Source organism: Pseudomonas sp. NFIX10 (assembly GCF_900111955.1).
GTDB classification, from domain to species: Bacteria; Pseudomonadota; Gammaproteobacteria; order Pseudomonadales; family Pseudomonadaceae; genus Aquipseudomonas; species Aquipseudomonas fluorescens_AA.
The window spans coordinates 33,726-58,582 of record NZ_FOKH01000034.1; the positions used below are offsets into that span (position 1 = coordinate 33,726).

A 24,857-nucleotide genomic window follows, 5' to 3' on the forward strand; every position below is an offset into this window, starting at 1 on the left:
TTGTGGACCGTGACCTGTAGATGGCGGAGGTGCCTGTTTCTGTTCGTTGTCCAGTTGCGTGAATACGATAACAGACACCTGGGTGAAGCGGGGAAGGCTGGAAGCCTTGAAAATAATGGAGCGGGTGAAGGGAATCGAACCCTCGTTATCAGCTTGGGAAGCTGGAGTAATGCCATTATACGACACCCGCTCAGAGCGGCTGACTTTGTACCAGATGTGGCCACGGATTTGAAGTTTTTCTTTACGTATGGCGAGGTCACTCGCCTACGCAAGGCTCAAACCAGAGCGGTCGTTGACGGGCAAGCCCCTGTGCTGAAGGGGAAGGGGGCTTGCTCGCGAGGACTCGGTTTCAGATAGCCAGTGCATGGTAGCCCTGCACGTAGTTGTAGCGCGGTCGGCTTTCGTGGTGTTCCGGTGTGAGGAAACCCAGCAAGGCGTTGCGGCTGTCGCGGCAGGCGGCTTTGTGTTCCATGTCCAGGAAGTGCCCGGTGGCTTGCAGCGTGCTGAAGGTGCTGTGCTCGACGTGGTTGGCGAACAGCCTGGCGTCGACGGCCGAGGTGTATTCGTCCCATTCGCCGTTCAGGAACAGCACCGGCACGTTGATTTTCCTGGCCGCGTTGACGTAGCACTGCTGGTCGCTGTGGAGCACGTCGGTGATGTGAAAGTGCATCTGCCCGTACTCATGCTCGGCCAAGCTGCTGACGTGGCGATAGTTGAAGCGCTTGAACAACGGCGGCAAGTGCTTGCCGATGGTGCTGTTGACCAAGTGCCCGACACGGTCGCCGTCCAGGCTGCCCAGGTAATCCACGCCGCGTTCCAGGTAGTCGCGCATCGGCGCGTTGAGCACCGGTGAGAACGAGCTGATCACCGCTTTTTCGATGCGCCTTGGCCGATGGGCCAGGGCGCTCAGCGTGGCGGCGCCGCCCCAGGAAAACGACAGCACGTGCTCGGCGGCGAAGTGGTCGATCAGCTCCAGGAGGATCTGCCCTTCGATCTCCTTCGTCAGCATTTTCTCGTGACGATTGTGAGCCTTGGACTTGCCCGCGTAGGGTTGGTCGTACAGCACGACATTGAATTGCGGGTAGAGGTTTTTGGCGGTCTGTGCAAACGACGCGGTGGTGGCCATCGATCCGTTGACCAGGATAATGGTCTTTTGTGCGGCGTCTGCGCGATAGAACTCCGTGTAAACCCGATACTGACCCTGTATATCCAGCACAGCGATTTCTGGCCTCATGTCATAAGACTCCTGGCAAGCGGGTATGCGCGCAATGAGATTGCACGGGCAATGTGACAGGTAGGCATACGCCTGGAAGATAAGGCCCATGTCGATCCAAGGAAGACGGTCGACGGGTGTTGTTATGGCGGGCAGTTTGCCGGGCGGACAAGGCGGAACCTGAGGGTTCCCGCCGGCAAAAAGTTTCTTGGAAGTATGTGGTGACTCATCGGTCACATTTCGGCCGACGGTTTGATTCAAGCAGGGGGGCGACCGTTGCGCAAGTACCTGTCGGAAAATTGTTCGACACTTCTGCCCGACGGTCATCGACTCAGATCAGGCTGACTTCCTCAGGCGTCAAGGCGCGGTACTGACCGGGCTCGAGGTTGGCGTCCAGCAGCAGTGGCCCCATGCATTCACGGTGCAGGCGCAGCACCTTGTTGTCGAAGTGGCCGAACATGCGTTTGACCTGATGGTAGCGCCCTTCAACAATGCTCAAACGCGCCGATTTTTCCCCCAGCAGCGTCAGTTCTGCCGGCTGGGTGGTGAGGTCTTCGAAGGCGAAATACAGGCCTTGGGCGAAGGTGTCGGCGTATTCGGCCGTGATGGTTCGCTCGGTTTCGACGTAGTAGACCTTGGGCAGCTTGGTCTGCGGTTGGGTCAGGCGCCGCGACCAGCTGCCGTCATTGGTGATCAGCATCAGCCCGGTGGTGTTGAAATCCAGGCGCCCGGCGATGTGCAGGTCGTCCTTGTCCGGTTCGTCCAGCCAGTCGAGCACGGTGGGGTGTTGCGGGTCGCGAGTGGCACTGACGCAGCCGGCCGGCTTGTGCAACATGAAGTAGCGCGCCGGTCTGCCGGCTTGCAGCACTTCGTCGTCGACTTCGACGCGGCTGAACTCACGTACCGCTGCATGGGGATCGTTGACGGTCTGGCCGTCGATCCGCACCCGGCGCTCCACCAGCAACAGGCGCACTTGTTGGCGATTGAATCGCGGCAGATTGCTGAGGAAACGGTCGACGCGCATGGGCAGTTCAGGCAGGGCAGCGGAGGGTGGGCATCTTACGCGATCGGCTGGGGCTTGGCGCGCAACTGGGCTTGGACCTGGGCGCAGCGTGGGCACAGGCAGGACTGATCGCGCAGTTCGGCCGGCAATGCTTCAAGCACCGCCGGGTCGATGCTCACGCCATAACACCAGCAGGCCCGGTCGGCGGTTCGTGGGTCGGCCAGGGTGCAGTCGTTGATGCCGCCGCAGGCCGGGCAAAGGTCGGGTTTATTCATAACTGGAGTGAGGCATGTCCACGCAGGTTCGGTTGCGCCCGGTCTGCCGGGCGCGTTGCAACGCATGATCGGTCCGCGACAGCAAGCTGTGCAAGGTGTCTTCGTCCTGCAAGGTGGTGAGGCCGAGGCTGACGGTGACCAACAATTGTTTACCACTGCAGAAATAGCGCTGCTTTTCGATGTGCTGACGAATTTTCTCCGCGATTTTCAGACCGGTCTGTCCGTCGGTGTCCTTGAGCAGGACGACAAAGGCTTCGGCGCTCCAGCGACAGACGATGTCCGAATGCCGCAGGCTCTCAGTCAGGCTGCGGGCGAACCCGGTCAACAGTTGATCGGTGGCGATATGACCGTGAGTGGTGTCCAGCCGCTTGAAGTCGTCCAGTTCCACCAGCAGCGCCGTCAAGGGTCTGGGCTCGCGCTGGGCTTCGTGCAGGGCTTGCACGGCCAGCAGGTCGAAGCCACGGCGGTTCGGCAATTCGGTCAGGCTGTCGAGGGTGGCCTGGGCGTCGATGCGCTGCTGGTAGTTGTTGATCAGCCGACAAAGAATGGCCAGGACCGCCAGCGTCACGAGCAGGCCGACCAGCAGGTTCACGCACAGCGTCTTGAGAATGTGATCGCGTATCGAGGTATGGGCGGCGTAGTAGCCCGACAATGAAATGATCAGGAAGCTTGTACCAAGCAACGCCACCACGACCAGCAGCGGCTTGCGCTGGGAATACAACGGCGAACGAAGCGACATGGCGATTCCCTTGGCTAGGACCCAATGGAGTCAGTTTAGTGGCCTTGTGGGAAAAGACAGTCGAATTTACAGGTTTGCAAAATTGTGGCGAGGGGATTTATCCCCGTTGGGCCGCGAAGCGGCCCCAATGCACTCTGTCTGATACACCACGCTGACAGGTTTTGGGGCTGCTGCGCAGCCCAGCGGGGATAAATCCCCTCGCCACAGGGTACTGTTTACTCAAGGGTCGTTAGATAAGCCCGCCATCCCCCCAGATGACTGATGTCCCGCGCGCCTTCCAGGCCATACGATTCACAGATGAATCCGCTTTCCCAGCGTCCATCGGCCAGTTGCACCTTGCCCAGCCCCAACGGTGCGGGAATGCCCGTCAGGAACGAGCCCAGTTCGCTGCTCGGCAGCTCCCAGACTTCGACCTCGATCGCCACGCCACCTTCACGAACCCGAACCATACCGGGTCGCAAGGGGGGGCCCCCGGCCAAGGCATGGAGGCGGTAGTCCGGCGAGCTTTGGGTGGCCTCGATCAGCCGGGCACCGCGTTGCTTGAGCTGCCAGTTCAGTGCCAACCCGTCCAGGTGTGCGCCGCACACGACCAGCCGCGCCCGGTCGTGGCGCGCCGGGTGGGCGGGCACGGGCAAGGTCTTGTCCTGTTGACGCTGCAAGGCATCGGCCAGGCTCAGGAGGTATTGATCGGTGAACGCTCGACCGAACAGCGTCACGCCCCAGGGCAAACCGTTGGCCATGAACGCGCTGGGAACGGCGACGGCGGCGTAGTCCAGCAGGTTCATGAAATTGGTGTAATAACCCAGTTCCGAGTTGCGTAGCACCGGTTCGGCGTCCAGTTCGGCGAGGGTCACTGGCCGGCCGATGGTCGGTGTGAGTACACAGTCAAGCGCGTCCATGGCCCGGTCGCAGTGGGCTTTGAGCGTTTGTAAACGGTAGCGGGCACGGAAGGTTTGTACGCCATCCACCGTAGGCGCTTTCGCCAGTACGGCACGGATGACGGGCAGCACGGCGTCGGGCTCGCGCTCCATCAATGGGCCGGCGACGCTGTAGCGTTCGGCCACCCACGGACCTTCATAAAGCAGCCGTGCGGCTTCCAGGAACGGCGACAGGTCCAGCTCCACGGCTTCGCCGCCCAGACGTTCGAGTCGCTCGATGGCATCCAGAAACAGGTGCGGACCTTCAGGACAGCCGAAAAATGCCAGGTCCTGCTGGCGCGGTACGCCGAAGCGAAAGCGCCGAGGCGCGCCGAACGCAGAGCCGTCGTTCCACTGCGGGTTGTGGCGGCTGTAGTCGTCACGAGGGTCTGGACGGGCCGTCAGCGCCAACAGCTGGCTGGCTTCCTTGGCCGTCGCCGTGAAGGTCGTGACGCAGTCCAGCGTGCGACAGGCCGGGACCACGCCCGCCGTGGAGATCAAGCCCAGGGTGGCTTTCAATCCCAGCAGATTGTTCAGCGCGGCGGGCACCCGACCGGAGCCGGCGGTATCGGTGCCCAAGGCAAAACTCGCCACCCCCAGGGCCACGGCCAGCGACGAACCGGCGCTCGAACCACCGGCCGGATAGTCGGGCAACACGCTGTTGCGGCAGGCGCCGTAGGGCGAGCGGGTGCCATTGAGCCCGGTGGCGAACTGGTCGAGGTTGGTCTTGCCCAGGGGGATCGCGCCCAGTGCCAGCAACTGCTCGACGATGGTCGCCGAGCGTGGCGGCACATAGGCAAACGCCGGGCAGGCTGCGGTGGTCGGAATGCCGGCCAGGTCGATGTTGTCCTTGATGGCAAAAGGTACGCCGTACAAGGGCAGGCTCTCCAGGTCGCGGCCTTCCAACGCGGCCAGGTAGGGCTCCAGTTCCTCGACTGTCAGCAGGTGGATGAACAGGTGATAGTCCGGGTTCAGCGCCGCGGCTTTTTCCCGCAGGTCCAACAGCAATTTGCGGGGCGTCAGTTCGCCGCTGCGATAGGCATCGCGCAGGTCGTCCAAGCGAAGCGAAAGGTTCATGGTGTTAATCCTTTGATTGAGTTCAGTCACGTTCCAGCACCACGACGCGCTGTCCGGCGCGCACCGCCGAACCGGCCTGGACGCGCACCTCGCGCACCACGCCGGCCGAGGGCGCAAGCACCGGGATTTCCATCTTCATCGACTCCAGGATGACCAGCACATCACCGGCGGCCACCCGCGTGCCAACGTCGACCTGCACTTGCCAGAGGTTGCCAGCGATGTGGCTGTCGACGCTCAGTTGACCTTCGGTCAGCAGCGAATCTTCGCTTGGCGCGATGGCCGGTTCTTCACTGTCGAAGTGCGCCTGGCCACTGGCGATCCAACGCTCGCGCTCGGCCTCGAAGGCGCCTTGTTGCTTGCGGCGGAACGCGGCGATGCTGTCGGCTTCCTGCACCAGGAAACGCCGGTAGTCAGCGAGGTTGAGCTGGCTGTGCTCGATCTTCAGGTCGAAGCGGCCCAGGGGGAATTCGCGGCGGATGTGCAGCAACTCATCGGCGCTGACCGGGTAGAAGCGGATCTGATCGAAGAACCGCAGCAACCAGGGCTTGCCGTCGAATGCGGCGACCTCCCGATAACGATTCCACATCTGCAACGTGCGCCCGACGAACTGATAGCCGCCAGGCCCTTCCATGCCGTACACGCACATGTAGGCGCCGCCGATGCCGACCGAGTTTTCCGCGGTCCAGGTGCGGGCCGGGTTGTACTTGGTGGTCACCAGTCGATGGCGTGGGTCGAGCGGTGTGGCGACTGGTGCGCCGAGGTAGACGTCCCCCAGGCCCATCACCAGGTAGCTGGCGTCGAACACCGTACGCTGCACTTCATCGAGGTTGGGCAGGTCGTTGATGCGTCGGATGAACTCCAGGTTGCTCGGGCACCAGGGCGCGTCCTTGCGCACCGTGGTCATGTATTTCTCGATGGCCAGCTGGCAAGCCGGATCGTCCCAGGACAGTGGCAGGTGAACGATGCGCGACGGCACTTGCAGGTCCTGCGCGGCGCACACGGCGTCCCACTCGCCGGCGACGATGCTCAGTAGATCGGCCAGGGGCAATTGTTCGGGTTGATAGTGCACTTGCAGCGAGCGAATGCCCGGCGTCAGGTCGATCACACCGTGCAATTGTTTGTGTTCCAAAGCCTGCATCAAGGCATGGGCGCGAAAGCGCAGCACCAGGTCCAGTTCGGGGGCGCCGATTTCCAGCAGCAGATGAGTGTCGCCGGCTAATCTCGCCACCATCCGGGTGTCGTCCTGGCCGATATCCAATACCACAGGCGACACGATCCCCTGTGGGAGCGAGCTTGCTCGCGAAAGCGATGGCACATTCAGCATGGATGTATCAGACAGACCGCTTTCGCGAGCAAGCCCGCTCCCACAGTTAGCGTATTCCAAGGCAAGTGAGCGGGCGGTCTTCAGGTCCACCGGCACGAATCGCACCTTGTCCCCGGCCTTGAGCTGCCCCAACTGCCAGAGATCCGCTTCGATCACCGTCACCGGGCAGACGAAACCGCCCAGGCTCGGGCCGTCGGGGCCGAGGATGACGGGCATGTCGCCGGTGAAGTCCACGGCGCCGATGGCGTAGGGGTTGTCATGGATGTTGGAAGGATGCAGCCCGGCCTCGCCACCGTCGGCGCGAACCCATTCAGGTTTTGGCCCGATCAGTCGGACGCCGGTGCGGCTGGAGTTGAAGTGCACTTCCCAGGCGGTGTCGAAGAACGTCTGGATGTAGCGCTCGGTGAAATATTCGGGCGCGCCGTGGGGGCCATAGATCACGCGGATCTGGCGCACGCTCGGCAATTCGAGGATCGGCGCGCTGGTTGGCGCCGGGGGCGTATGCTCATCCAGCGGCATCAGATGCAACACATCGCCGGTACACAACGCCCGTCCGCCATGGCCGCCGAACTGACCGAGGGTAAAGGTGCTTTTGCTGCCCAGGTAATCCGGCACTTGTACGCCACCCTGCAGGCACAGGTAGCTGCGCACCCCGGCACCGGAAATGTTGCCGATGGCGAGGGTGGCGCCGGCAGCGATCGACAATGGGGTGTTCATCGGGACGGCTTCACCGTCGAGCGTGAGGGCAATCACCGCACCGGTCACCGCCACCCGGGCCTCGCAATTGAAACGCAGCAGCGGCCCGTTCATGGTGATTTCCAATGCCGCCGCACCTTCTTCATTGCCCAGCAGGCGATTGCCCAGGCGCAACGAACGGCTGTCCATCGGTCCTGACGGCGGCACCCCCACCGCCCAATAACCGAGGCGGCCGGGATAGTCCTGGACGCTGGTCTGGGTGCCGGGGCTGAGCACTTCAACGGTGTGGGCGCGGTAGACCAACGCGTCCAGGCAGCGGGTCCAGGGCTGGCCGTTGGCAAACGGTGCATCGAGGAGAATCTGTTGCAGGTAGTCGCGATTGGTTTCGACGCCGTACAACAGGCTTTCGTCCAGTGCTTGATAAAGGCCCAGGCGCGCTTGCTCGCGAGTCGGCGCCCAGCGAATGACTTTTGCGATCATCGGGTCGAAATAGGGCGGGATCTGGCAGCCGGCCTCGACCCAGGTGTCGATGCGCAACTGTTTGCCGTCGGCCTCGGGGAATTTCACGGCGGTCAAAAGCCCAGGGCTTGGCTGGAAGTCCCGGCCTGGATCCTCGGCATACAAGCGGGCCTGGATCGCATGGCCCTCGGCTTTTAAACCCACGCTCAACTCGTTCAGTGGCGGCAGGTCTCCGGCCGCCAGTTGCACCATCCAGCGCACCAGGTCCACGCCCCACACCTGCTCGGTGACGCCGTGCTCCACTTGCAGGCGGGTGTTCACTTCCAGAAAGTAAAAGCGCCCGGCGTCGCTGTCGAACACGAACTCCACGGTGCCGGCGCTGCGGTAGTTCACGGCCTGGGCCAGTTGGATCGCCGCTGCGCAGAGTTCGTCGGCCATGCCCTCGGGCAGGTTGGGCGCCGGGGTTTCCTCGAGGACTTTCTGGTTGCGCCGTTGCACCGAGCAGTCGCGCACGCCCAGGGCGATCACCTGGCCCTGGCCGTCGCCGAACACCTGCACTTCCAGATGCCGCGCGCGTTCGATGTACTTCTCGACGAATACCCCGGCGTCGCTGAAGTTGTTCTGGCCCAGGCGCTTGACCGCTTCGAAGGATTCGCTCAGTTCGGCGGCGCTGCGACACACGCGCATGCCGATTCCGCCGCCGCCGGCGGTGCTTTTGAGCATCACCGGATAACCGATCCGGGTGCCGGCCAACAGTGCGGCGTCGAGGCTGTCCAGCAGTTCGGTGCCTTCGAGCAGGGGCACGCCGTGCTGCCGTGCCAGATCGCGGGCGGTGTGCTTGAGACCGAACACGCGCAGTTGTTGTGGCGTCGGACCAATGAAGGCGACACCGGCCGCTTCGCAGGCTTCGGCGAAGGCTGCGTTTTCCGAGAGAAAACCGTAGCCGGGATGAATCGCCGTCGCGCCGCTGCTTTTGGCAATCGCCAGGAGCTTGTCCACCGCCAGATACGTATTGGCCGCCGCGCCTTCGCCCAGGCTGTGGGCTTCGTCGGCCTGCAGGATATGCAGGCTGGCGGCGTCGGCTTGGGAATACACCGCGACGCCTTGGACCTTCAGTTCGCCCAGGGTCCGCAGGATGCGGCAAGCGATGGCGCCACGGTTGGCGATGAGGATTTTTTCGAACATGGCATTGCCCCCTCAGGCATGAGTGCTGCCTGAACTGGGATGCGGGCCGTCCCGCAGTTGTCGATGGCCGCCGGGGTCGTCCCAGGTGGCGAAACTTCCAAACATCAATTCCCCCCTGTGGGAGCGAGCTTGCTCGCGATAGCGGTGGTACATCCAACATCAATGTGACTGACAGACCGCTACCGCGAGCAAGCTCGCTCCCACAGGGGATCAGGGCGTTATTTGATGCATTGCCCCGACCGGCTCTGGCACAGCATGAACAGCCAGCGACGCAAGCGGATGAGTTTCAGTTCCATATCAAAAGCTCCGCTGGCGTGGGGTTGTAGGCGTTGCAGGGGTTATTCAGTTGCGGGCAGTTGGAGATCAATACGATCACATCCATCTCGGCTCGCAGGTCGACGTATTTGCCTGGCGCCGAGATCCCGTCTTCGAAGGTCAGGCCACCGTCGGCGGTGACCGGCACGTTCATGAAGAAGTTGATGTTCGGCCCGATATCGCCCTTGCCCAGGCGACCGTCGTGGACGCAGGCCCGCAGGTAATTGTCACGGCAGCTGTGCATGTAGCGTTTTTCCAGGGCGTAGCGCACGGTGTTGCTTTCCTGGGCGCAGGCGCCGCCGAGGGTGTCGTGGCGTCCACAGGTGTCTTCGACGATGGTCAGCATCGGGTGGCCGAGGTTGGAATACAGCACGCTGCCGGTGCTCAGGTAAACGCTGTTTTGCCGGCGCAGGGTGCGCTGCACGTCGTAGCGTTCCTTGGGGTTGGCCAGGCTGTAGAACAGCGTATCGACCGCCTGGTTGCCTTCCAGGTCGAGGATGCGCAGGGTCTGGCCCGCCTTGACCTCCACCAGCCAGGGTTCCCCGGCGGGAATCGTGGCACGGTAGACGGCGGTATCGGGTTGCTTGTGTGCGGTGGCGATGGCGAGTGACATGGCAGCGATCCTCAGGCGAACAGGCGGTCGGTATTGATGAAGCCGCGTTGGTTTTCCGGGCGCGAAAGGCGGCAGTGCTCGGCGACGCTGGCGTCGGCATTCATCCAGCTGAGCTTGATCGGTTGCGGGGCGTATTGCGGGTTTGGGTCCATCGGGTGTTGCAGCGCGGTCAGCACCACCAGGGTGTCCATCGGTGCGTACAGCTCGATGTAGTCGCCAGTCAGGGAGTTGCCCTCGACGAAGTGAAAGTTTCCCGCCTCATCGACATCGACCCGGCTGAACAGGTTGAGGGTCATCAGCAGGTCGGACAGCCCCAGGCCCCATTTGCCCAGTTCCACCAACAGGTTGTCGGTGCCGTTGCGAAAGAAGCCGTTGCGCAGTTCCTGATAGCGGCCCTGACCGTATTTTTGCGCGACTTCCTCGGCACAGAGCACGCCGCCCAGGCTGTCGCTCCAGCCGCAGGTATCGGCGGTGATGGCCGCCAGCACCCGCCCCATGTCCGAGTAGAGGCAATGGCCGGCGGTGAGCTTGGCGGTGTGTTGGCATTTGAGGCTGTCGGGCAGGTTCAAGCGTTCGGTTTTCTCGTTGGCATTGAGTAGCGTCAGGCTCACGTTGGCCCCGCCGCGCAGATCGGTCAGGCGCAGCAGCTGGCCGCGCTTGAGCACGAACGAACGGTGGCCGCCGCCGGGCAGCAGTTCTTCGGCGAAGGGGGTAAACAAGCGGGTCGAGTCGGGCATGGAAAAACTCCTTTCAAGCGATACGCAAGGTGCCGGCCAGTTCGGCGGGCAGGGCGTCGACGGCGGCACGGGCGGTGCGGCGGTCGCTGTTCAATGGAATGTCGTAGGTGATGCGTGCGCCATAGGCGCCGGGGGCGTGGGGATCGACACGGACTTTGTCGAACACCAGCAGGCGCGTGCCGAGGCTGAAACCTTCGGACAGGTCATGGGTGACCATGAACACGGTCAGGCGGGTTTCGCGCCACAGCTCCAGCAACAAGGCGTGCATGTCCTTGCGAATACCCGGATCGAGGGCACCGAAGGGTTCGTCCAGCAGCAGGACACGCGGCTTCATGATCAGTGCCTGGGCGATGGCCAGTCGCTGCTGCATGCCCCCGGACAGTTGCGCCGGGTATTTATCCTGCCCATGGCCGAGTCCGACCTTGTCCAGCAAGTGTGCGGCTTCTTCCCGGGCCTGGCGCTTGGCGCTGCCGAACAGACGGCCCAGCAGCGGCGAGCGCGGCAGTTCCAGGCCCAGGGCCACATTGTCCAGCACGGTCAGGTGCGGGAACACCGAGTAACGCTGGAACACCACGCCCCGGCTGGCATCCGGCTCGCCGGCCAAGGGTTCGCCATCCAGGAGAATCTGTCCGCGACTGGCGCGTTCCTGGCCCAGCAGCAAGCGCAGGAAGGTCGACTTGCCACAACCCGACGCCCCCACCAAGGTGCAGAACTCACCCTCGGCGACGCTCAGGTTCAAGCGCTCGAGCACCACCTGGTCGCCGTACTGTTGCCAGACGTTGTTCACGTTGATGAAACTCATGCCTTCGCCCCCTCATACCAGGGGAACGCTTGGCGGGTCAGGCGCTTGAGACCCCAGTCCATCAGCCAGGCGAGCAGGGTGATCCACACCACGTACGGCAAGATCACGTCCATCGCCAGGTAACGGCGCACGAGGAAAATCCGATAGCCCAGCCCGTCGGTGGAGGCGATGGCTTCGGCGGCGATCAGAAACAGCCAGGCCGAACCGAGCATCAGTCGCAGGGAAATCAACAGGCGCGGCAGTAATTGCGGCAGCACCACCCGCAGCATCAGGGTCCAGGTCGAAGCGCCGAGGGTCTGGGCCTTGATCAGCAGCTCGGGGGGAATCTCCCGGGCGCGCTGTTCCAGGTCCCGGGCCAGGCACGGTGTGATGCCAATCACGATCAGCATCACTTTCGACAACTCTCCCAGGCCGAAGACGATGAACAGGATCGGCAGGATGGCCAGCGGCGGCACCATCGACACCACGGTGAGCAGCGGCGATAACGGCGCGCCCAATAGCGGCAACGTGCCGGCGGCAATGCCCAGACACAGCCCGGCCAGGGCACTGATGCCCAGGCCGATGACCAACCGGCGCAGGCTTGAGGCGGTGTCTTGCCAGAGCAGGTATTCGCCGCTGCGGGCGTCAGCGGTAAAGGCCAGGCGCTTGACCGCATCGGCCATTTGCACGGCGCTGGGCAGCAGTTTGTCGTTGGGGTTGTCCGTCAACCGTTCGGCCGAGCCCATGAAGTAGGCGAACAACACCAGCGCGAAGGGCAGGATCACCAGCAACAAGCGGCTGGGACGATCCGGGTAGCGGTTGATCAGGCGCATGCCAGGTCCTCCGGTTTACAGCTTGGCGTCGGCGGCCAGCTGTACGTAGGTCGGGTCAAAGCGCAGCTTGAGGTTGGCCTTGTCGCCGCGGGTCACGCCATTGGCGAAGGCCATGCCGATCGCGTTCGTGTCCTTGGCGCCTTCGCCCAACAAGCCGTGCTGGAACGAGAACTCGGCCACCTTGCCCATGGTAGCGGGCAGTTGTTCGCTGGTGGCGAAACCGAGGGCTTCTTTGGGCGTGGCGAACAGCTTGGTGGTGTCCAGTTGCGCCTGGAAACCTTTGAGGTCGGTGCCCGAGGCTTTGGCCATGTGTTCCAACGCGGCCTGGCTGGCTGCGTTTTTCGCATTCATCAGCGCCACCACTTCGAACCAGGCGCCGGTCAACGCTTTGCCCAGGGCCGGGTTATCCTGCAGGGTCTGGGTGTTGACCACCATCATGTCCATGATCTCGCCAGGGACCTGACTGGAATTAAACACTTCGCTCACGCCTGGCTGGGCCTTGATGTCCGAGAGCATCGGGTTCCAGGTGGTGACGGCCTTGACCTGATCGGTGTTGAACGCGGCGGAGATGTCGGCGTCGGAGGTGTTGACGACTTTCAGGTCTTTTTCGGCGAGGCCCACGGAATCCAGGGCGCGGGCCAGCAGGTAATGGGACACCGACAGTTCCACCAGGTTGACGTCCATGCCCTTGAGGTCGGCCACTTTCTTGCCTTCGCCCTTGAGGACGATGCCGTCGTTGCCGTTGGAGAAATCGCTGACGATCAGCGCGGTGCTGTCCACGCCACCGGCGGCGGGAATGGTCAGGGCGTCCATGTTGGTCATGGTGCAGCCGTCGAACTGACCGGCGGTGTACTGGTTGATGGATTCGACGTAATCGTTGAGCTGCACGACATCGATCTTGATGCCGTATTTTTTCGCCCATTTGTCGACGATGCCCTGGCTGCCGGCGTATTCCCAGGGCATCCAGCCGGCGTAAATGGTCCAGCAGACGCTGAAGTGGTCTTTTTGTGCGGCGGCGGATGAAAAGCTCACGAGGGCCGAGAGGGCGGCGAGGAGCAGGGCGGACAGACGAAGCTTGAGCATGGTGGTTCTCCAGTTGATCAAGGGCGGACAGGAGCAACGCGGCACCGCGAACGGTGGCTTGTCTCCCGGGCTTTTGTCCCGCCGTGTAACCTCAACTGGAGGTCGCCAACTCTCGGACCAGCCACTCGCCAGAAGCGAGCCGGAACCCTAGTCAGCCATTGCAAATTGTGGTGCCGCGAACCTGTGATGACTCCTGCACGGAGTTTGTTAAAGCGAGAGCCGTGCCAATTCCGGCAAAGGCCCGGGCCAGAGACGGCAGGTGTTGGAGAAGGAGGGGCGAGAGCGGACTTGTGCTTGCTTGTGGTGCTCTCGCGCACCGGAAGAGGGCGACGAGGGACATGTTTCTAGTTGTTGCCAGGTCGCACCAGATTCCGATTTTGCTGTCTGAATATGCGTCAGTCACACAAAGTTGGCTGCCGCCCATCAGCGTCGCTGATGTGGCCCATCCGCGGTCCAGGAGGCCGCCATGTATCGACGACTGCTCCTCATTGCGTTTCTCGGTTTGACTCTTTCGGCCTGCGTGCCTTACTACGACGGAGATTCGAGCTACTACCGTTCCGAGGTCTACACCTCACCGGCGCCGGTCTATTACGGTGGCGGGAGTTATTATTCGGTTCCGCGTGGCTATTACGCCCCGCGGTATTACCAACCGGCGCCGCGCTATTACTCGCCGCCGCGTTACTACCAACAAGGCCCACGCTACTACTCGCCACCGCGAGCGGCGTACCGGTCTTATCCGAATCGGGGCGGCTGGGACGGCCGTGACCGGGGCGGTTGGAATGACGACCGAGGCGGGCGAGGCGGGAGTGATCATCGGGGACGCGGTGGTCATGACGGAAGGGGCGGTCACCGCTGATCGTTAGGCAACAAGAAGCGGCGCATTGAGCGCCGCTTTTTTTGTGCTTGCCATAAAACGACCTGTGGGAGCGGGCTTGCCCGCGAAGGCGGCGGCACATCCAACAGTGATGCAAGCTGCTCCATTGCTTTCGCGAGCAAGCCCGCTCCCACAGGAGATCATTCAGGCCATTCACTCGTTGGACAAATCCGCCAACGGATGCCGCCCTTCCCACGCCTTGTGAAAGTGTGCCTCGACCGCCGCTTCGGGCACATGATTGATGTCCGGCCAGTGCCAGCGCGGCTTGTGGTCCTTGTCGATCAATCGCGCCCGCACGCCTTCGCTGAATTCGGGATGACGGCAGCAGTTGAGGCTCAAGGTGTATTCCATCCGGAACACACCGGCCAGGGACAAATGCCGAGCCCGGGCGATCTGCTCCCAGACCAGATGAGCGGTCAACGGCGAGCCTTCGGTCATGGTCTTGGCGGCCCGGGCGATCAGTGGATCAGGGTGCTCCACCAACAGGCTGAGGGCTTTCCAGGCGCAGCGCACATCGCTGACATCCAGCCACTCGTCGATTTTCGGCCGCCGCGGCAGCCATTGGGCTTCGGGCAGTTGGGCGACAGCTTCCTGCTGCAAGGCCTTGAGCAAACTGTTGAGCTGCATCTCGGTCTGCTCTTGCCAGTTGAGTTGCAGCAGGCCTTCGATCAGGTCGTCCTGTTGTTCATCCAGCAAGAAGCGGTCGGCCAGGCCCAGGTCGATGGCGTCCCGGGCATTCATGTGGGCGCCGGTCAGGCCGAGAAACAGCCCGAGCTTGCCGGGCAGGCGTGACAAGAACCAACTGGCGCCGACATCCGGGTACAGGCCGATGCTGATTTCCGGCATGGCCAGGCGGCTGCTTGGCGTGACGATGCGGGTACTGGCGCCTTGCAGCAGCCCCATGCCACCGCCCAGTACATAACCGTGGCCCCAGCACAGCAAGGGTTTGGGGTAGGTGTGCAGGTTGAAGTCCAAGCGGTATTCCGCCGCGAAGAATTGTGCCGCCAACGGCGGTACTTCGCCGGGATGAGCGCGGCAGGCCTCTACCAGGCTGCGCACTTCACCGCCGGCGCAGAAGGCCTTGGCGCCATTGCCGCGCAACAGCACACAAACGACCTGTGGTTCCCGGGCCCAGGCATCGAGGCGATCGCGCAAGGCATTGATCATCGTCAGGGACAGGGCGTTCAGGGATTTTTCGGCATCCAGGGTGGCGATGCCGATGCGGGCACCGTCGATGCCGGTGAGCTCTTCGAAGTGCAGATTCATCGTGACCTCGATCAGAAATTTGAATGTTCAGTATGACCGCTGTGTAGGAAAGTGCCGGTTCTGCGTCAGATCAATTGACAAGCGCTGTAGGCTTTCCTAGGGTGCGCCCATTGTTTTTTACCGGATGCAACCATGACTGCTGACGACCGTATCAAACTCGAACCGAGCTGGAAGCAGGCACTGCGTGCCGAGTTCGACCAGCCCTACATGGCGGAGTTGCGTGAGTTCCTACGCAGTGAATACGCTGCTGGCAAGGAGATCTATCCGCCGGCTCCACTGATTTTCAACGCCCTCAATTCCACGCCGCTGGATAAGGTCAAGGTGGTGATTCTCGGCCAGGACCCTTACCACGGTCCAGGGCAGGCCCATGGCTTGTGCTTCTCGGTACAGCCGGGCGTGCCGACACCGCCGTCCCTGGTGAACATCTACAAGGAGTTGAAGCGCGACCTGAACATCGATATCCCCAATCACGGCTACCTGCAAAGCTGGGCCGACCAGGGCGTGTTGCTACTCAACACGACCCTGACCGTGGAGCGCGCCAATGCCAACGCCCACGCCAAAAAAGGCTGGCAGCACTTTACCGACAGGATCATTGAAGTCGTCAGTGAACACCAGCCGCACTTGGTGTTCCTGTTGTGGGGCGCCCATGCCCAGAGCAAGCAGAGGCTGATCGATGCGACCAAGCATTTGGTGCTGACTTCGGTCCACCCGTCACCGCTGTCGGCCCACCGAGGTTTCATCGGCTGCGGGCACTTCAGCCGGACCAACAAGTTTCTCCAGCAGCATGGCGAGACGCCGATCGATTGGCGGTTGCCGCCGCTTTAAGGGGGCGGCAGTCAGGGCCCCATCGCGAGCGAGCTCGCTCCCACAGGGATTGTGTTGCCCTGAACCTGTGGGAGCGAGCTTGCTCGCGATGAAGGCGCCGCGGACGATCAGGGCGAACTTGGCTGGCGCATCCAATACCTGAACAATGGTTCCGCCAGAAACAGCACGAACAGCAACCGCATCACCTGCAACGCCGTCACCAATGGCACCGACAGTTGCAGCGTCTCCGCCGTCAGGCTCATTTCCGCGATGCCGCCGGGCATCATGCCCAGCGTCAACGAACGCAGATCCAGATGGGTCAAGGTGCTCAAACCTAGGGCTGCAAGCGTGGCGATCAGCATCGTCAACACCGTGCCAACCAATGTGCGGCCCATGAACGACGGTGCCCGACGAAAGAACTGCCGGTTGAAATGACAACCCAACCCGCTGCCGATCAGCCACTGGCCGATCTGGCTGGCGCCGTTGGGCAGGCCGATGTGCAGGTCCCAACCGATGCTCACCGCCGCGCTCACCAGCAACGGCCCGAACAACCAGGGATTGGGTTGGCGCAAGCGCTCCCAGACCCAGGCGAGCAGGGCGCCCGCTGGAAACAGGAGCGCCAGCCACAGCCAGTCCACCGTCGTGGCATGTTGCACCGGCGCACCTTCGCCCAACAGGTACTTGAAGGCCGCCGGCACGCACAGCACCACCACCAGCACCCGCAAGCTCTGGCCTGCTGCGACCCGGCTCAGGTCCGCGCCGTTGCGGGCGCCGAGGTTGACCATTTCGCCGGAGCCGCCGGGCATGCTCGAGAAAAACGCGGTAGCACGGTCCTCGCCGGTGCGACGCATCAGCCAGACACTGACCACGCTGGACACGCTGGTGATCAGCGCGCCGAAAAAAATCAGGCCGAAGTGGCTCAGGACCTGTTCCATCACCACCGGGGTGAAGTGCAGGCCAATGCCGATGCCCACCATCCATTGGCCGCATTTGCGGCCGCCGGGGATTTCCGCCAATTGCCACGGCGTCAGGCAGCGCACCAGGATGATCGCCAGCAACGAGCCGACCATCCAGGGCAAAGGCCAGCCGATCAGGCTGGCCAGGTAACCGCCGGCCAGGCCGACCAGCGGTGTTCCCCACCATTGTCTGAAAGTCGCCTCAGACATTGGCCGGGGCGCGACGTTGTGCGGCGCGGCGACGCCAGATCCGCAGCAATGGCATGAACAGCATGATTGCCGTCAGGATCCAGCAGCCGAAGGTGATCGGGCTCGACCAGAGGATCTCCAGCGCACCGTTGGAGATCGACAGCGCACGACGCAGGTTCTGCTCCATCAGGCCACCGAGGATGAAGCCCAACAGCACGGGCGACAGCGGGAAATCCAACTTGCGCAGGATGTAGCCGAAGATACCGATGCCGATCATCAGGAACAGGTCGAACGTCGTGGCATGCACCGCATAGACGCCGATGCCGGTGATGATCGCGATGACCGGCACCAATGCCCAGTTCGGCACGGCCAGGATGCGGGTGAAGACGCGGATCATCGGGATGTTGAGGATCACCAGCATGATGTTGGCGATGAACAACGAGGCGATCAGGCCCCAGACAATGTCTGGCTGTTGCTGGAACAGCAGCGGACCGGGCGTGATGTTGTACAGCGACAATGCGCCGATCATCACTGCCGTGGTGCCCGAGCCGGGAACGCCGAGGGTCAGCATCGGCACCAGTGCCCCGCAGGCAGCACCGCCGATGGCGGTTTCCGGCGCGGCGAGGCCACGTTTGTCACCCTGGCCGAACTTGCCACTGGCACCGGCGATGCGCTTCTCGGTCATGTAGGCCACGGCACTGGCCAGGGTCGCCCCGGCACCTGGCAACACACCCATGATGAAACCGAGCACGCCGCAACGCAGGTTCACGACGAAGACCGACGCCGCTTCCTTGAAGTTGAACATCATCCGCCCAGTGGCTTCCACCGCTTCCTGGCCGCGATGGGTTTTCTCCAACAGCAACAGGATTTCACTGATGGAGAACAAACCCAGCACCAGCACGACGAACTGAATGCCGTCGGTCAGGTGGATGTTGTCACCGGTGAAGCGGTAGACGCCGCTGTTGGCATCGATCCCGACACTGGACAGGAACAGCCCGATCAGCGCCGCGATGAACGTCTTGAGCGGTCGGTCGCCGGCCATGCCGCCCAGGCAGACAATGGCGAACACCATCAGGACGAAATATTCCGCCGGTCCGAAGGCAATCGCCCATTTGGCCAGTAGCGGCGCGAACAGCACCATGCCGCAGGTGGCGATGAACGCACCGATGAACGAACTCCACGCCGACAGCGACAACGCCACCCCGGCCAGGCCCTGGCGAGCCATCGGGTAGCCGTCGAGGGTGGTCATCACGGTGGAGGCTTCCCCCGGGATGTTGAGCAGGATCGAGCTGATGCGCCCGCCGTATTCGCAACCCAGGTACACCGCCGCCAGCAGGATCAGCGCCGACTCCGGCGGCAGCCCTAGTGCGAAGGCGATCGGGATCAGCAGCGCCACACCGTTGATCGGGCCCAGGCCCGGCAGCAGGCCGACCACCGTGCCGATCAGCGTACCGGTCAATGCGGTGACGAGGTTGTAGGGGGTCAGTGCAACGCCAAAACCCTGGCCGAGATAATTCAGGGTATCCATATCAATTCTCCAGGACGTCGAGCAGGCCCAGGGGCAGCGGCACGTCCATCAGCTTGTCGAACAACAGATAAAGACCGATGGCCATCAGGCTGATGATCACCACGCTCGGCACCCAGCGCCCGCCATACAGGCGCGCCATCGGCACGCCGATCAGGATGCTGGCGACAATGAAGCCCAGGGGTTCGAAGGTGCCGGCGAATACCAGCAGCAGCGCCACGCAGATGCCGATCTTCTGCAGGGTTTCACGGTCCAGTTGCGGGTCTTCGTCGCTGTGCACGATGGGGGTCGGACGAAACAGCATGTACAGCAGCGCCAGGCCCATCAGCCCCAGCATCAGCAGGGGAAAGGCGCGCGGGCCGACCGGCTCGTAGGAAAAGGCGGCCTGATACGGCCAGGCCATCAGCGCGAGGCCGATGCAAACCAGCAGCAGCACCGCGGCAAAAATACGTTGGATGGTGAGCATGACTAACTCCTGGGCGGCGCCGGTGATGCCAGCGCCGACACGCGAACAGAGACGGTTACTGGATCAGGCCGAACTCTTTGGCCAGCACCTTGTAATCAGCCACTTGCTTCTTCACGTAGGTGTCCAGTTCCGGGCCGGTCATGGCAAACGGGAACAGCTCGCGCTGGTCGCGCAGCTTGGCGAACTCTTCGGAAGCCAGCAGCTTGTCGAATGCCTCTTTCCACCAGGCGTAGTCTTCATCGCTGACTTTTGGCCCGAGGTAGAAGCCGCGGACCACCGGCCAGACGATGTCATAGCCTTGCTCGCGGGCGGTGGGGATGTTTTTCATCTCCGGCTCGTCGATGCGCTTCTCGGCAAACACCGCCAACAGGCGCATGTCACCGCTCTGGATGTGGGGCATGGAGTCGGAAATGTCGGTACTGCCGACCTGGATGTGGCCGCCGAGCAGCGCCGTGGCGATCTCGCCGCCGCCTTCGAGGGCTACGTAACGCAGGTCGCGGGGGTTGATGCCGGCGGCCTTGGCGATCAGGGCGGTCTGCATCCAGTCCTGGCTGCCGACGGTGCCGCCGGAACCGATAACCACCGAGCCCGGATCTTTCTTCAGGGCCTGTACGAGATCGTCGAGGTTCTTGTAGGGCGAATCGCTTTTCACCGCGATGGCGCCATAGCTGGTGCCAACGGCGGCCAGCCAGCGCACGGCGCTTTCATCGAAACGACCGAACTTGCCCTGGGCCAGGTTCAGCAACGAGCCGCTGGACCAGGCCACCAGCGTGCCGGCGTCGGCCGGGCGCTGGGCGACCACTGCGTTATAAGCCACCGCGCCGACACCACCTGGCATGTAGGTGACGCGCATCGGCTTGGTCAACAGCTTCTGGTTGACCAGCGCGCTTTGCACCAGCTTGCACGTCAGGTCGAAGCCGCCGCCAGGGGAAGCCGGGGCGATGCATTCGGGGCGCTTGGGTTCTTTGGCCGGATCAGCGGCGAGCAACTGCCCGGCGAACATCAGGCATCCGGCGGCCAAGGCTACTTTACGCAGTGATAGGTTCATCGTTATCTCCATAGGAGTTGTTGTTGTGTGTGGTGTAGATTCGGTGTTGCTGGCCCCCGGCCCTCGCGTCGCGGATGGCGGGCGCAGGTCGTTGCCGAACGTATCGGGATTGAAGGCGCGGGAGGGCCTCAGACCGAGGCGTGATGGCGCTGGCCAGGGTGGTCTGATTGATGCGGGAAAGGCGGGCAGGCATTGGGGCCTGGAGCTGTAGAGACAGCATGTGATAACTCCGCTTTTATTGTTTTTATTCGGCGAAAACGCTTCGAGGCGTTTTTCGTTCGCGATGTGCGTCGCGACGGGCAGTCGAAACCGTCCGTGGGAGGACTCTAACGGCCCAACCTTTCGCTAACCTTTCAAAAGCTTTCAACGTGTTTTTGGCTTCACAGTGGCGGATGCGGCTGTAAACTCCGCGCCAAAGAATGGCGTCGACCATCCCTGAATCGAGGAATAACCCATGCGTGTTCTGCTCGTCGAAGACCATCTGCAGCTCGCCGAAAGCGTTGCCCAGGCGCTCAAGAGCACCGGTTTGACTGTGGATGTGCTGCACGACGGTGTCGCGGCCGACCTGGCCTTGAGCAGCGAGGAATACGCCGTGGCGGTGCTCGATGTCGGGCTGCCGCGCATGGACGGTTTCGAGGTGCTGGCGCGCCTGCGGGCCCGCGGCAAAACTTTGCCCGTGCTGATGTTGACCGCCCGCAGCGACGTCAAGGACCGCGTCCATGGCCTCAACCTCGGTGCCGACGACTACCTGGCCAAGCCATTCGAACTCACTGAGCTGGAGGCCCGGGTCAAGGCCCTGTTGCGCCGCAGCGTACTGGGCGGTGAACGCCAGCAGCGTTGTGGCGGGCTGGTCTACGACCTGGATACCCGGCGTTTCACCCTCGACGATGAATTGCTCACCCTGACCTCCCGCGAGCAGGCCGTGCTGGAAGCGTTGATTGCCCGGCCGGGGCGGGTGATGAGCAAGGAGCAACTGGCGGCCCAGGTGTTCGGCCTGGACGAAGAAGCCAGCCCGGACGCCATCGAAATCTACGTCCATCGCCTGCGCAAGAAACTCGACGGCCATGCGGTCGCGATCGTGACGTTCCGCGGCTTGGGCTACCTGCTGGAAAATCGCAATGCATAAGCCCGACAGCCTGCGTTGGCGGCTGCTCTGGAACCTGGCGTTGCTGCTGGTGGTGCTGATGCTCGCCAGCGGCCTGAGCGCTTACTGGAATGGTCGCGAAGCGGCGGACACCGCCTATGACCGGACCCTGCTGGCCTCGGCCCGGACTATCGCCGCGGGCCTGTCCCAGCGCGACGGCAGCCTCAGCGCGGATGTGCCCTACGTGGCCCTGGATACTTTTGCCTACGACAGTGCCGGACGCATTTATTACCAAGTCAATGACATCGACAAGAAGCTGATTTCCGGCTACGAAAACCTTCCCGGCCCGCCGCCCGGGACGCCCCGCACGGACGATTACCCGGCCCTGGCGCGCTTCTATAACGCCCAATACCAGGGGCAGAGCGTGCGAGTGGTGAGCCTGCTCAAGGCGGTGAGCGAGCCGAACATGAATGGCATGGCGGAAATTCGCGTGGCCGAGACCGAAGAAGCGCGGGTCAGCATGGCCCGTGGCCTGATGGCCGACACCCTGTTGCGCCTGGGCATGCTGGCCGTGGGCGCGTTGCTGTTGGTGTGGTTTGCGGTCAGCGCGGCGTTGCGCCCGTTGGAGCGCTTGCGCACGGCGGTGGAGGAACGCCAGCCGGACGATCTGCGGCCGTTGCCGCTGGTGGAGGTGCAGCACGAATTATGGCCGCTGGTGCGGGCCCTCAACCATTTCACCGAGCGCCTGCGCGGGCAATTCGAGCGGCAGGCGCAGTTCATCGCCGATGCCGCCCATGAACTGCGTACGCCGCTGGCCGCGCTCAAGGCGCGCCTGGAGCTGGGTTTGCGCGCCAGCGAGCCGGCGACCTGGCGTGAAACCCTGGAGACCGCGGCTCAGGGGACCGATCGACTGACTCACCTGGCCAACCAGTTGCTGTCCCTGGCGCGGGTGGAAAATGGCGCCCGGGCCATTGCCGAAGGCGGCGCTCAGTTGCTCGATCTCAGCCAGTTGGCCCGTGAGCTGGGCATGGCCATGGCCCCGCTGGCCCATGCCCGAGGCGTGGCGCTGGCCCTGGAAGCCGACGAGCCGGTATGGCTGCGGGGCGAGCCGACCTTGTTGAACGAGCTGTTGAGCAACCTGGTGGACAACGCCCTGGCCCACACACCGTCCGGCGGCAACGTGATCCTGCGGGTCATCGCACCGGCGGTCCTGGAAGTCGAGGACGACGGGCCAGGCATTCCGCTGCATGAGCGGGACCGGGTGTTCGAGCGCTTCTATCGACGCAACCAGCAAGTGGCCGGTTCCGGATTGGGGTTGGCGATCGTCGGCGAAATCTGCCGCGCGCACTTGGCGCAGATCACCTTGCATGACGGGCAGGAACGCGGGCTGAAGGTGCGGGTGAGCTTTATTCCAGGTTCAGATTAAGCCCGCTATTGTGGCGAGGGGATTTATCCCCGCTGGGGCGCGAACCGCCCCTCGTTGTCTGTTTGAATAGGCCGCAATCGCCAGTTGAGGCTGCTGCGCAGCCCAGCGGGGATAAATCCCCTCGCCACAGGTCAGTGTCTGATCCAGGTTTCGTGGTTGTCGGCCTTAATAAAACATCGACCGCGCTTCTTCGATATCCGCACACCGGGCCTTGTTCTCCGGGTCGATGCCCAGTTTCTTGAAGGCTGGGACGCCAAATACATCAATCTTGCTCAGGGGATGGTCGGTGTCCTTGTAGCAATACAGCGCAGCGACCTGCACCAGGTCGATATAATCGAGTTGCTTGGAGTCGCGGTTGAAGTCCAGATACAGCCCCGGCAGTTTCACCAAGCGCTCCGGAAATTCCCAGACGCTGAGCAATTTGTCCCCTAGCACCGGGTGAATCGTCTCGATGACATGGTTGAGGCTGACCGGGTCCGACAGCAGTTCGTTATTGTCCTGTGCGTACGTGAGGATCGGCAGCACGCCGATCTGATGCACCAGCCCACCCAACGCGGCCTGGTCCGGCTTGAGTTGGGTGTAGCCGCGACACAACGCATAGCTGACGCCGGCGATCTCCAGGCTTTTGCGCCAGACTTCGCGCATCTTCAGTTCCACCACCTCGGAGCGGGCATGGAAAATCTGCTCCATCACCAGGCCAATGGCCAAGTTGCTGCTGTAGTTGATGCCCAGTCGAGTGATGGCCGTGTGCAGGTCAGTGACTTCCTGGGTGGCCCGCAACAGCGGGCTGTTGACCACTTTTATCAGGCGTGCCGAGAGGGCCGTATCGCGGCCGATCACTTTGCTCAGGTTGCTGACGCTGATTTCCGGGTCTTCGGCGGCCCGGCGAATCTGCATGGCCACTTCCGGTAATGTTGGCAGAACCAGGTCATCGTTATCGATGGCCTGCACCAAATCCCGTTGGACCTTATCCGCCAAATCGCTCATTTCGGTTCTCTAGGGTATTGCGACAAATGCTGCGATCAGCGCTGGATTTCGCGGTCGCGGTCCAGTTCGTAAGGCAGGTCCAACAATTGAAGGCGAGGGCCTTCCAAGGCACCGAGGTGCAGATTGTCATCTTCTGCAGCTTCGGCCTGTAATACCGCCAGCAGTTCAATGTTTCCTTCGCCGCGGGCGGCAATCACCACTTCGCCGATGGAACTGCCGTGAGTGGGGGAGAACAGCGCCGTGCCGGGTTCCGGCAGTTCGCTGGCGTCCAGTTGCAGGCGATACAGGCGCCGCTTGAGCTTGCCCAGGTATTGCATGCGCGCGACGATTTCCTGGCCGGTGTAGCAGCCTTTCTTGAAGCTGACGCCGCCGACGGCTTGCAGGTTGAGCATCTGTGGGATGAACAGTTCGCGGGTGGTCGGCATGACCTGGCCGATCCCGGCACGGACCTGGCCCAGCAGCCAGGGGTTCAGGTCCGCCTCGGCCAGTTCTGCGCCCAGGCGGGTTCGCAGTGCCTTTGCCTGTTCGGCGGGTGCCCACAACTCGGCGCGGCCGGGAGACACGCGGATGGCGATCAGGGCTTCATGGCGCGCCACGCTGTCGGTGTCGCTCGGCAGTTCGAGGCCCAGTCCAGCCAGGGCATCGTCGGCATTTTCCAGGCCGAAGCGAACCCAGGCGGCGCTTTCGTCGGTGAGCTTGGATTTGGAGAACACGGCGTATTTTTTCAGGTCCGCCAATTGCGGTTCGAGCAGTTCGGTGGCCATGGCCATCAACACACCGTCGCCTTCGAGCAGGATGCGGAAGCTCGATTGCATCCGGCCTTTCTGCGTGCAGCGGGCGCCGAGGCTGGCCCGGTTGTCGCTCAGGTAGTCGAGGTTGCAGGTCAATTGGCCTTGCAGGAATTTGCTGGCATCCACGCCGCGGACCGCAAGGACGCCTTCGTGGGACAGGGTGCAGAAAAAAGCGAAATCAGCCATGGGTC

At 62.8% G+C, this 24,857-nt stretch carries 21 protein-coding genes, 1 tRNA gene, 1 pseudogene and 1 riboswitch; of the genes and pseudogenes, 4 read left to right on the top strand and 19 right to left on the bottom strand.

The window, feature by feature from the left end; genetic code table 11:
• Positions 1-116 precede the first annotated feature (116 nt).
• The 12 genes and pseudogenes from BM321_RS24575 to BM321_RS24630 form a co-directional block, all read right to left on the bottom strand.
• Positions 117-190: transfer RNA gene (locus tag BM321_RS24575), tRNA-Gly, on the bottom strand.
• A 159-nt stretch (positions 191-349) separates the two neighbouring features.
• On the bottom strand, positions 350-1,234 hold the full coding sequence (locus BM321_RS24580) for an alpha/beta fold hydrolase (RefSeq protein WP_092445346.1): 885 nt from the start codon (positions 1,232-1,234) through the stop codon (positions 350-352).
• 310 nt (positions 1,235-1,544) lie between these two features.
• On the bottom strand, positions 1,545-2,237 hold the full coding sequence (locus tag BM321_RS24585; RefSeq protein ID WP_092445348.1) for a pseudouridine synthase: 693 nt from the start codon (positions 2,235-2,237) through the stop codon (positions 1,545-1,547).
• Between the two features lie 35 nt (positions 2,238-2,272).
• Entirely contained in the window at positions 2,273-2,491 is a 219-nt protein-coding gene (locus BM321_RS24590; RefSeq protein WP_092445350.1) for a cysteine-rich CWC family protein, read from the bottom strand.
• Positions 2,484-3,089 (bottom strand): annotated as a pseudogene (locus BM321_RS24595) (GGDEF domain-containing protein); the annotation flags it as partial. The gene BM321_RS24590 and the pseudogene BM321_RS24595, both read right to left, overlap by 8 nt.
• A gap of 356 nt (positions 3,090-3,445) precedes the next feature.
• Complete coding sequence (gene atzF, locus BM321_RS24600; RefSeq protein ID WP_092445354.1) at positions 3,446-5,224, bottom strand: allophanate hydrolase; 1,779 nt, start codon at positions 5,222-5,224, stop codon at positions 3,446-3,448.
• Between the two features lie 22 nt (positions 5,225-5,246).
• Positions 5,247-8,888, bottom strand: coding sequence for an urea carboxylase (gene uca / locus BM321_RS24605; RefSeq protein WP_092445356.1), 3,642 nt, complete (start codon positions 8,886-8,888; stop codon positions 5,247-5,249).
• Between the two features lie 286 nt (positions 8,889-9,174).
• Positions 9,175-9,816 (bottom strand): urea amidolyase associated protein UAAP2, encoded by a 642-nt coding sequence (locus tag BM321_RS24610; protein WP_092445358.1) that lies wholly within the window; start codon positions 9,814-9,816, stop codon positions 9,175-9,177.
• 11 nt (positions 9,817-9,827) lie between these two features.
• Complete coding sequence (locus tag BM321_RS24615) at positions 9,828-10,553, bottom strand: urea amidolyase associated protein UAAP1 (RefSeq protein ID WP_060738779.1); 726 nt, start codon at positions 10,551-10,553, stop codon at positions 9,828-9,830.
• A 13-nt stretch (positions 10,554-10,566) separates the two neighbouring features.
• A complete protein-coding gene (locus BM321_RS24620; protein WP_092445360.1) occupies positions 10,567-11,355 on the bottom strand; it encodes an ABC transporter ATP-binding protein in 789 nt (262 codons plus the stop codon).
• Positions 11,352-12,167 (bottom strand): ABC transporter permease, encoded by an 816-nt coding sequence (locus tag BM321_RS24625; RefSeq protein ID WP_092445362.1) that lies wholly within the window; start codon positions 12,165-12,167, stop codon positions 11,352-11,354. Before BM321_RS24625 ends, BM321_RS24620 begins: the two co-directional genes overlap by 4 nt.
• A 15-nt stretch (positions 12,168-12,182) precedes the next feature.
• On the bottom strand, positions 12,183-13,250 hold the full coding sequence (locus BM321_RS24630) for a putative urea ABC transporter substrate-binding protein (RefSeq protein WP_092445364.1): 1,068 nt from the start codon (positions 13,248-13,250) through the stop codon (positions 12,183-12,185).
• Between the two features lie 60 nt (positions 13,251-13,310).
• Positions 13,311-13,412, bottom strand: a riboswitch (guanidine-I (ykkC/yxkD leader).
• A gap of 304 nt (positions 13,413-13,716) precedes the next feature.
• On the opposite strand from BM321_RS24630, the gene BM321_RS24635 reads away from it, so the two are divergent.
• On the top strand, positions 13,717-14,106 hold the full coding sequence (locus BM321_RS24635; protein WP_092445366.1) for a hypothetical protein: 390 nt from the start codon (positions 13,717-13,719) through the stop codon (positions 14,104-14,106).
• Positions 14,107-14,277: 171 nt separating this feature from the next.
• Here BM321_RS24635 and BM321_RS24640 read toward each other — a convergent pair whose 3' ends face one another.
• Positions 14,278-15,390: an enoyl-CoA hydratase/isomerase family protein gene (locus BM321_RS24640; RefSeq protein ID WP_092445368.1), complete on the bottom strand. Its 1,113-nt coding sequence runs from the start codon at positions 15,388-15,390 to the stop codon at positions 14,278-14,280.
• 132 nt (positions 15,391-15,522) lie between these two features.
• Between BM321_RS24640 and ung the strand changes: the two genes are divergently transcribed.
• Positions 15,523-16,215: a uracil-DNA glycosylase gene (ung, locus tag BM321_RS24645; protein WP_092332725.1), complete on the top strand. Its 693-nt coding sequence runs from the start codon at positions 15,523-15,525 to the stop codon at positions 16,213-16,215.
• A 107-nt stretch (positions 16,216-16,322) separates the two neighbouring features.
• Here ung and BM321_RS24650 read toward each other — a convergent pair whose 3' ends face one another.
• The 4 genes from BM321_RS24650 to BM321_RS24665 are packed head-to-tail and all read right to left on the bottom strand — an operon-like array spanning position 16,323 to position 20,384.
• Positions 16,323-17,360: an AbrB family transcriptional regulator gene (locus BM321_RS24650; RefSeq protein WP_092445370.1), complete on the bottom strand. Its 1,038-nt coding sequence runs from the start codon at positions 17,358-17,360 to the stop codon at positions 16,323-16,325.
• On the bottom strand, positions 17,353-18,867 hold the full coding sequence (locus BM321_RS24655; protein ID WP_092445372.1) for a tripartite tricarboxylate transporter permease: 1,515 nt from the start codon (positions 18,865-18,867) through the stop codon (positions 17,353-17,355). The genes BM321_RS24650 and BM321_RS24655 overlap by 8 nt, the downstream gene beginning before the upstream one ends.
• 1 nt (position 18,868) lies before the next feature.
• The gene (locus tag BM321_RS24660) at positions 18,869-19,330 is read right to left on the bottom strand and encodes a tripartite tricarboxylate transporter TctB family protein (protein ID WP_060738771.1); all 462 of its coding nucleotides are present in this window, start codon (positions 19,328-19,330) and stop codon (positions 18,869-18,871) included.
• 55 nt (positions 19,331-19,385) lie between these two features.
• The gene (locus tag BM321_RS24665; protein WP_170847648.1) at positions 19,386-20,384 is read right to left on the bottom strand and encodes a Bug family tripartite tricarboxylate transporter substrate binding protein; all 999 of its coding nucleotides are present in this window, start codon (positions 20,382-20,384) and stop codon (positions 19,386-19,388) included.
• A gap of 448 nt (positions 20,385-20,832) precedes the next feature.
• Between BM321_RS24665 and BM321_RS24670 the strand changes: the two genes are divergently transcribed.
• Together BM321_RS24670 and BM321_RS24675 are read left to right on the top strand one after the other, a co-directional pair.
• The gene (locus tag BM321_RS24670) at positions 20,833-21,504 is read left to right on the top strand and encodes a response regulator (protein ID WP_003198779.1); all 672 of its coding nucleotides are present in this window, start codon (positions 20,833-20,835) and stop codon (positions 21,502-21,504) included.
• Positions 21,497-22,888, top strand: coding sequence for a sensor histidine kinase (locus tag BM321_RS24675; RefSeq protein WP_092445374.1), 1,392 nt, complete (start codon positions 21,497-21,499; stop codon positions 22,886-22,888). The genes BM321_RS24670 and BM321_RS24675 overlap by 8 nt, the downstream gene beginning before the upstream one ends.
• 165 nt (positions 22,889-23,053) lie before the next feature.
• On the opposite strand, the gene BM321_RS24680 is transcribed toward BM321_RS24675, so the two are convergent.
• Positions 23,054-23,875, bottom strand: coding sequence for an HDOD domain-containing protein (locus BM321_RS24680; protein WP_092445376.1), 822 nt, complete (start codon positions 23,873-23,875; stop codon positions 23,054-23,056).
• 35 nt (positions 23,876-23,910) lie between these two features.
• A complete protein-coding gene (locus tag BM321_RS24685) occupies positions 23,911-24,852 on the bottom strand; it encodes a CAF17-like 4Fe-4S cluster assembly/insertion protein YgfZ (RefSeq protein ID WP_092445378.1) in 942 nt (313 codons plus the stop codon).
• Positions 24,853-24,857: the final 5 nt, after the last annotated feature.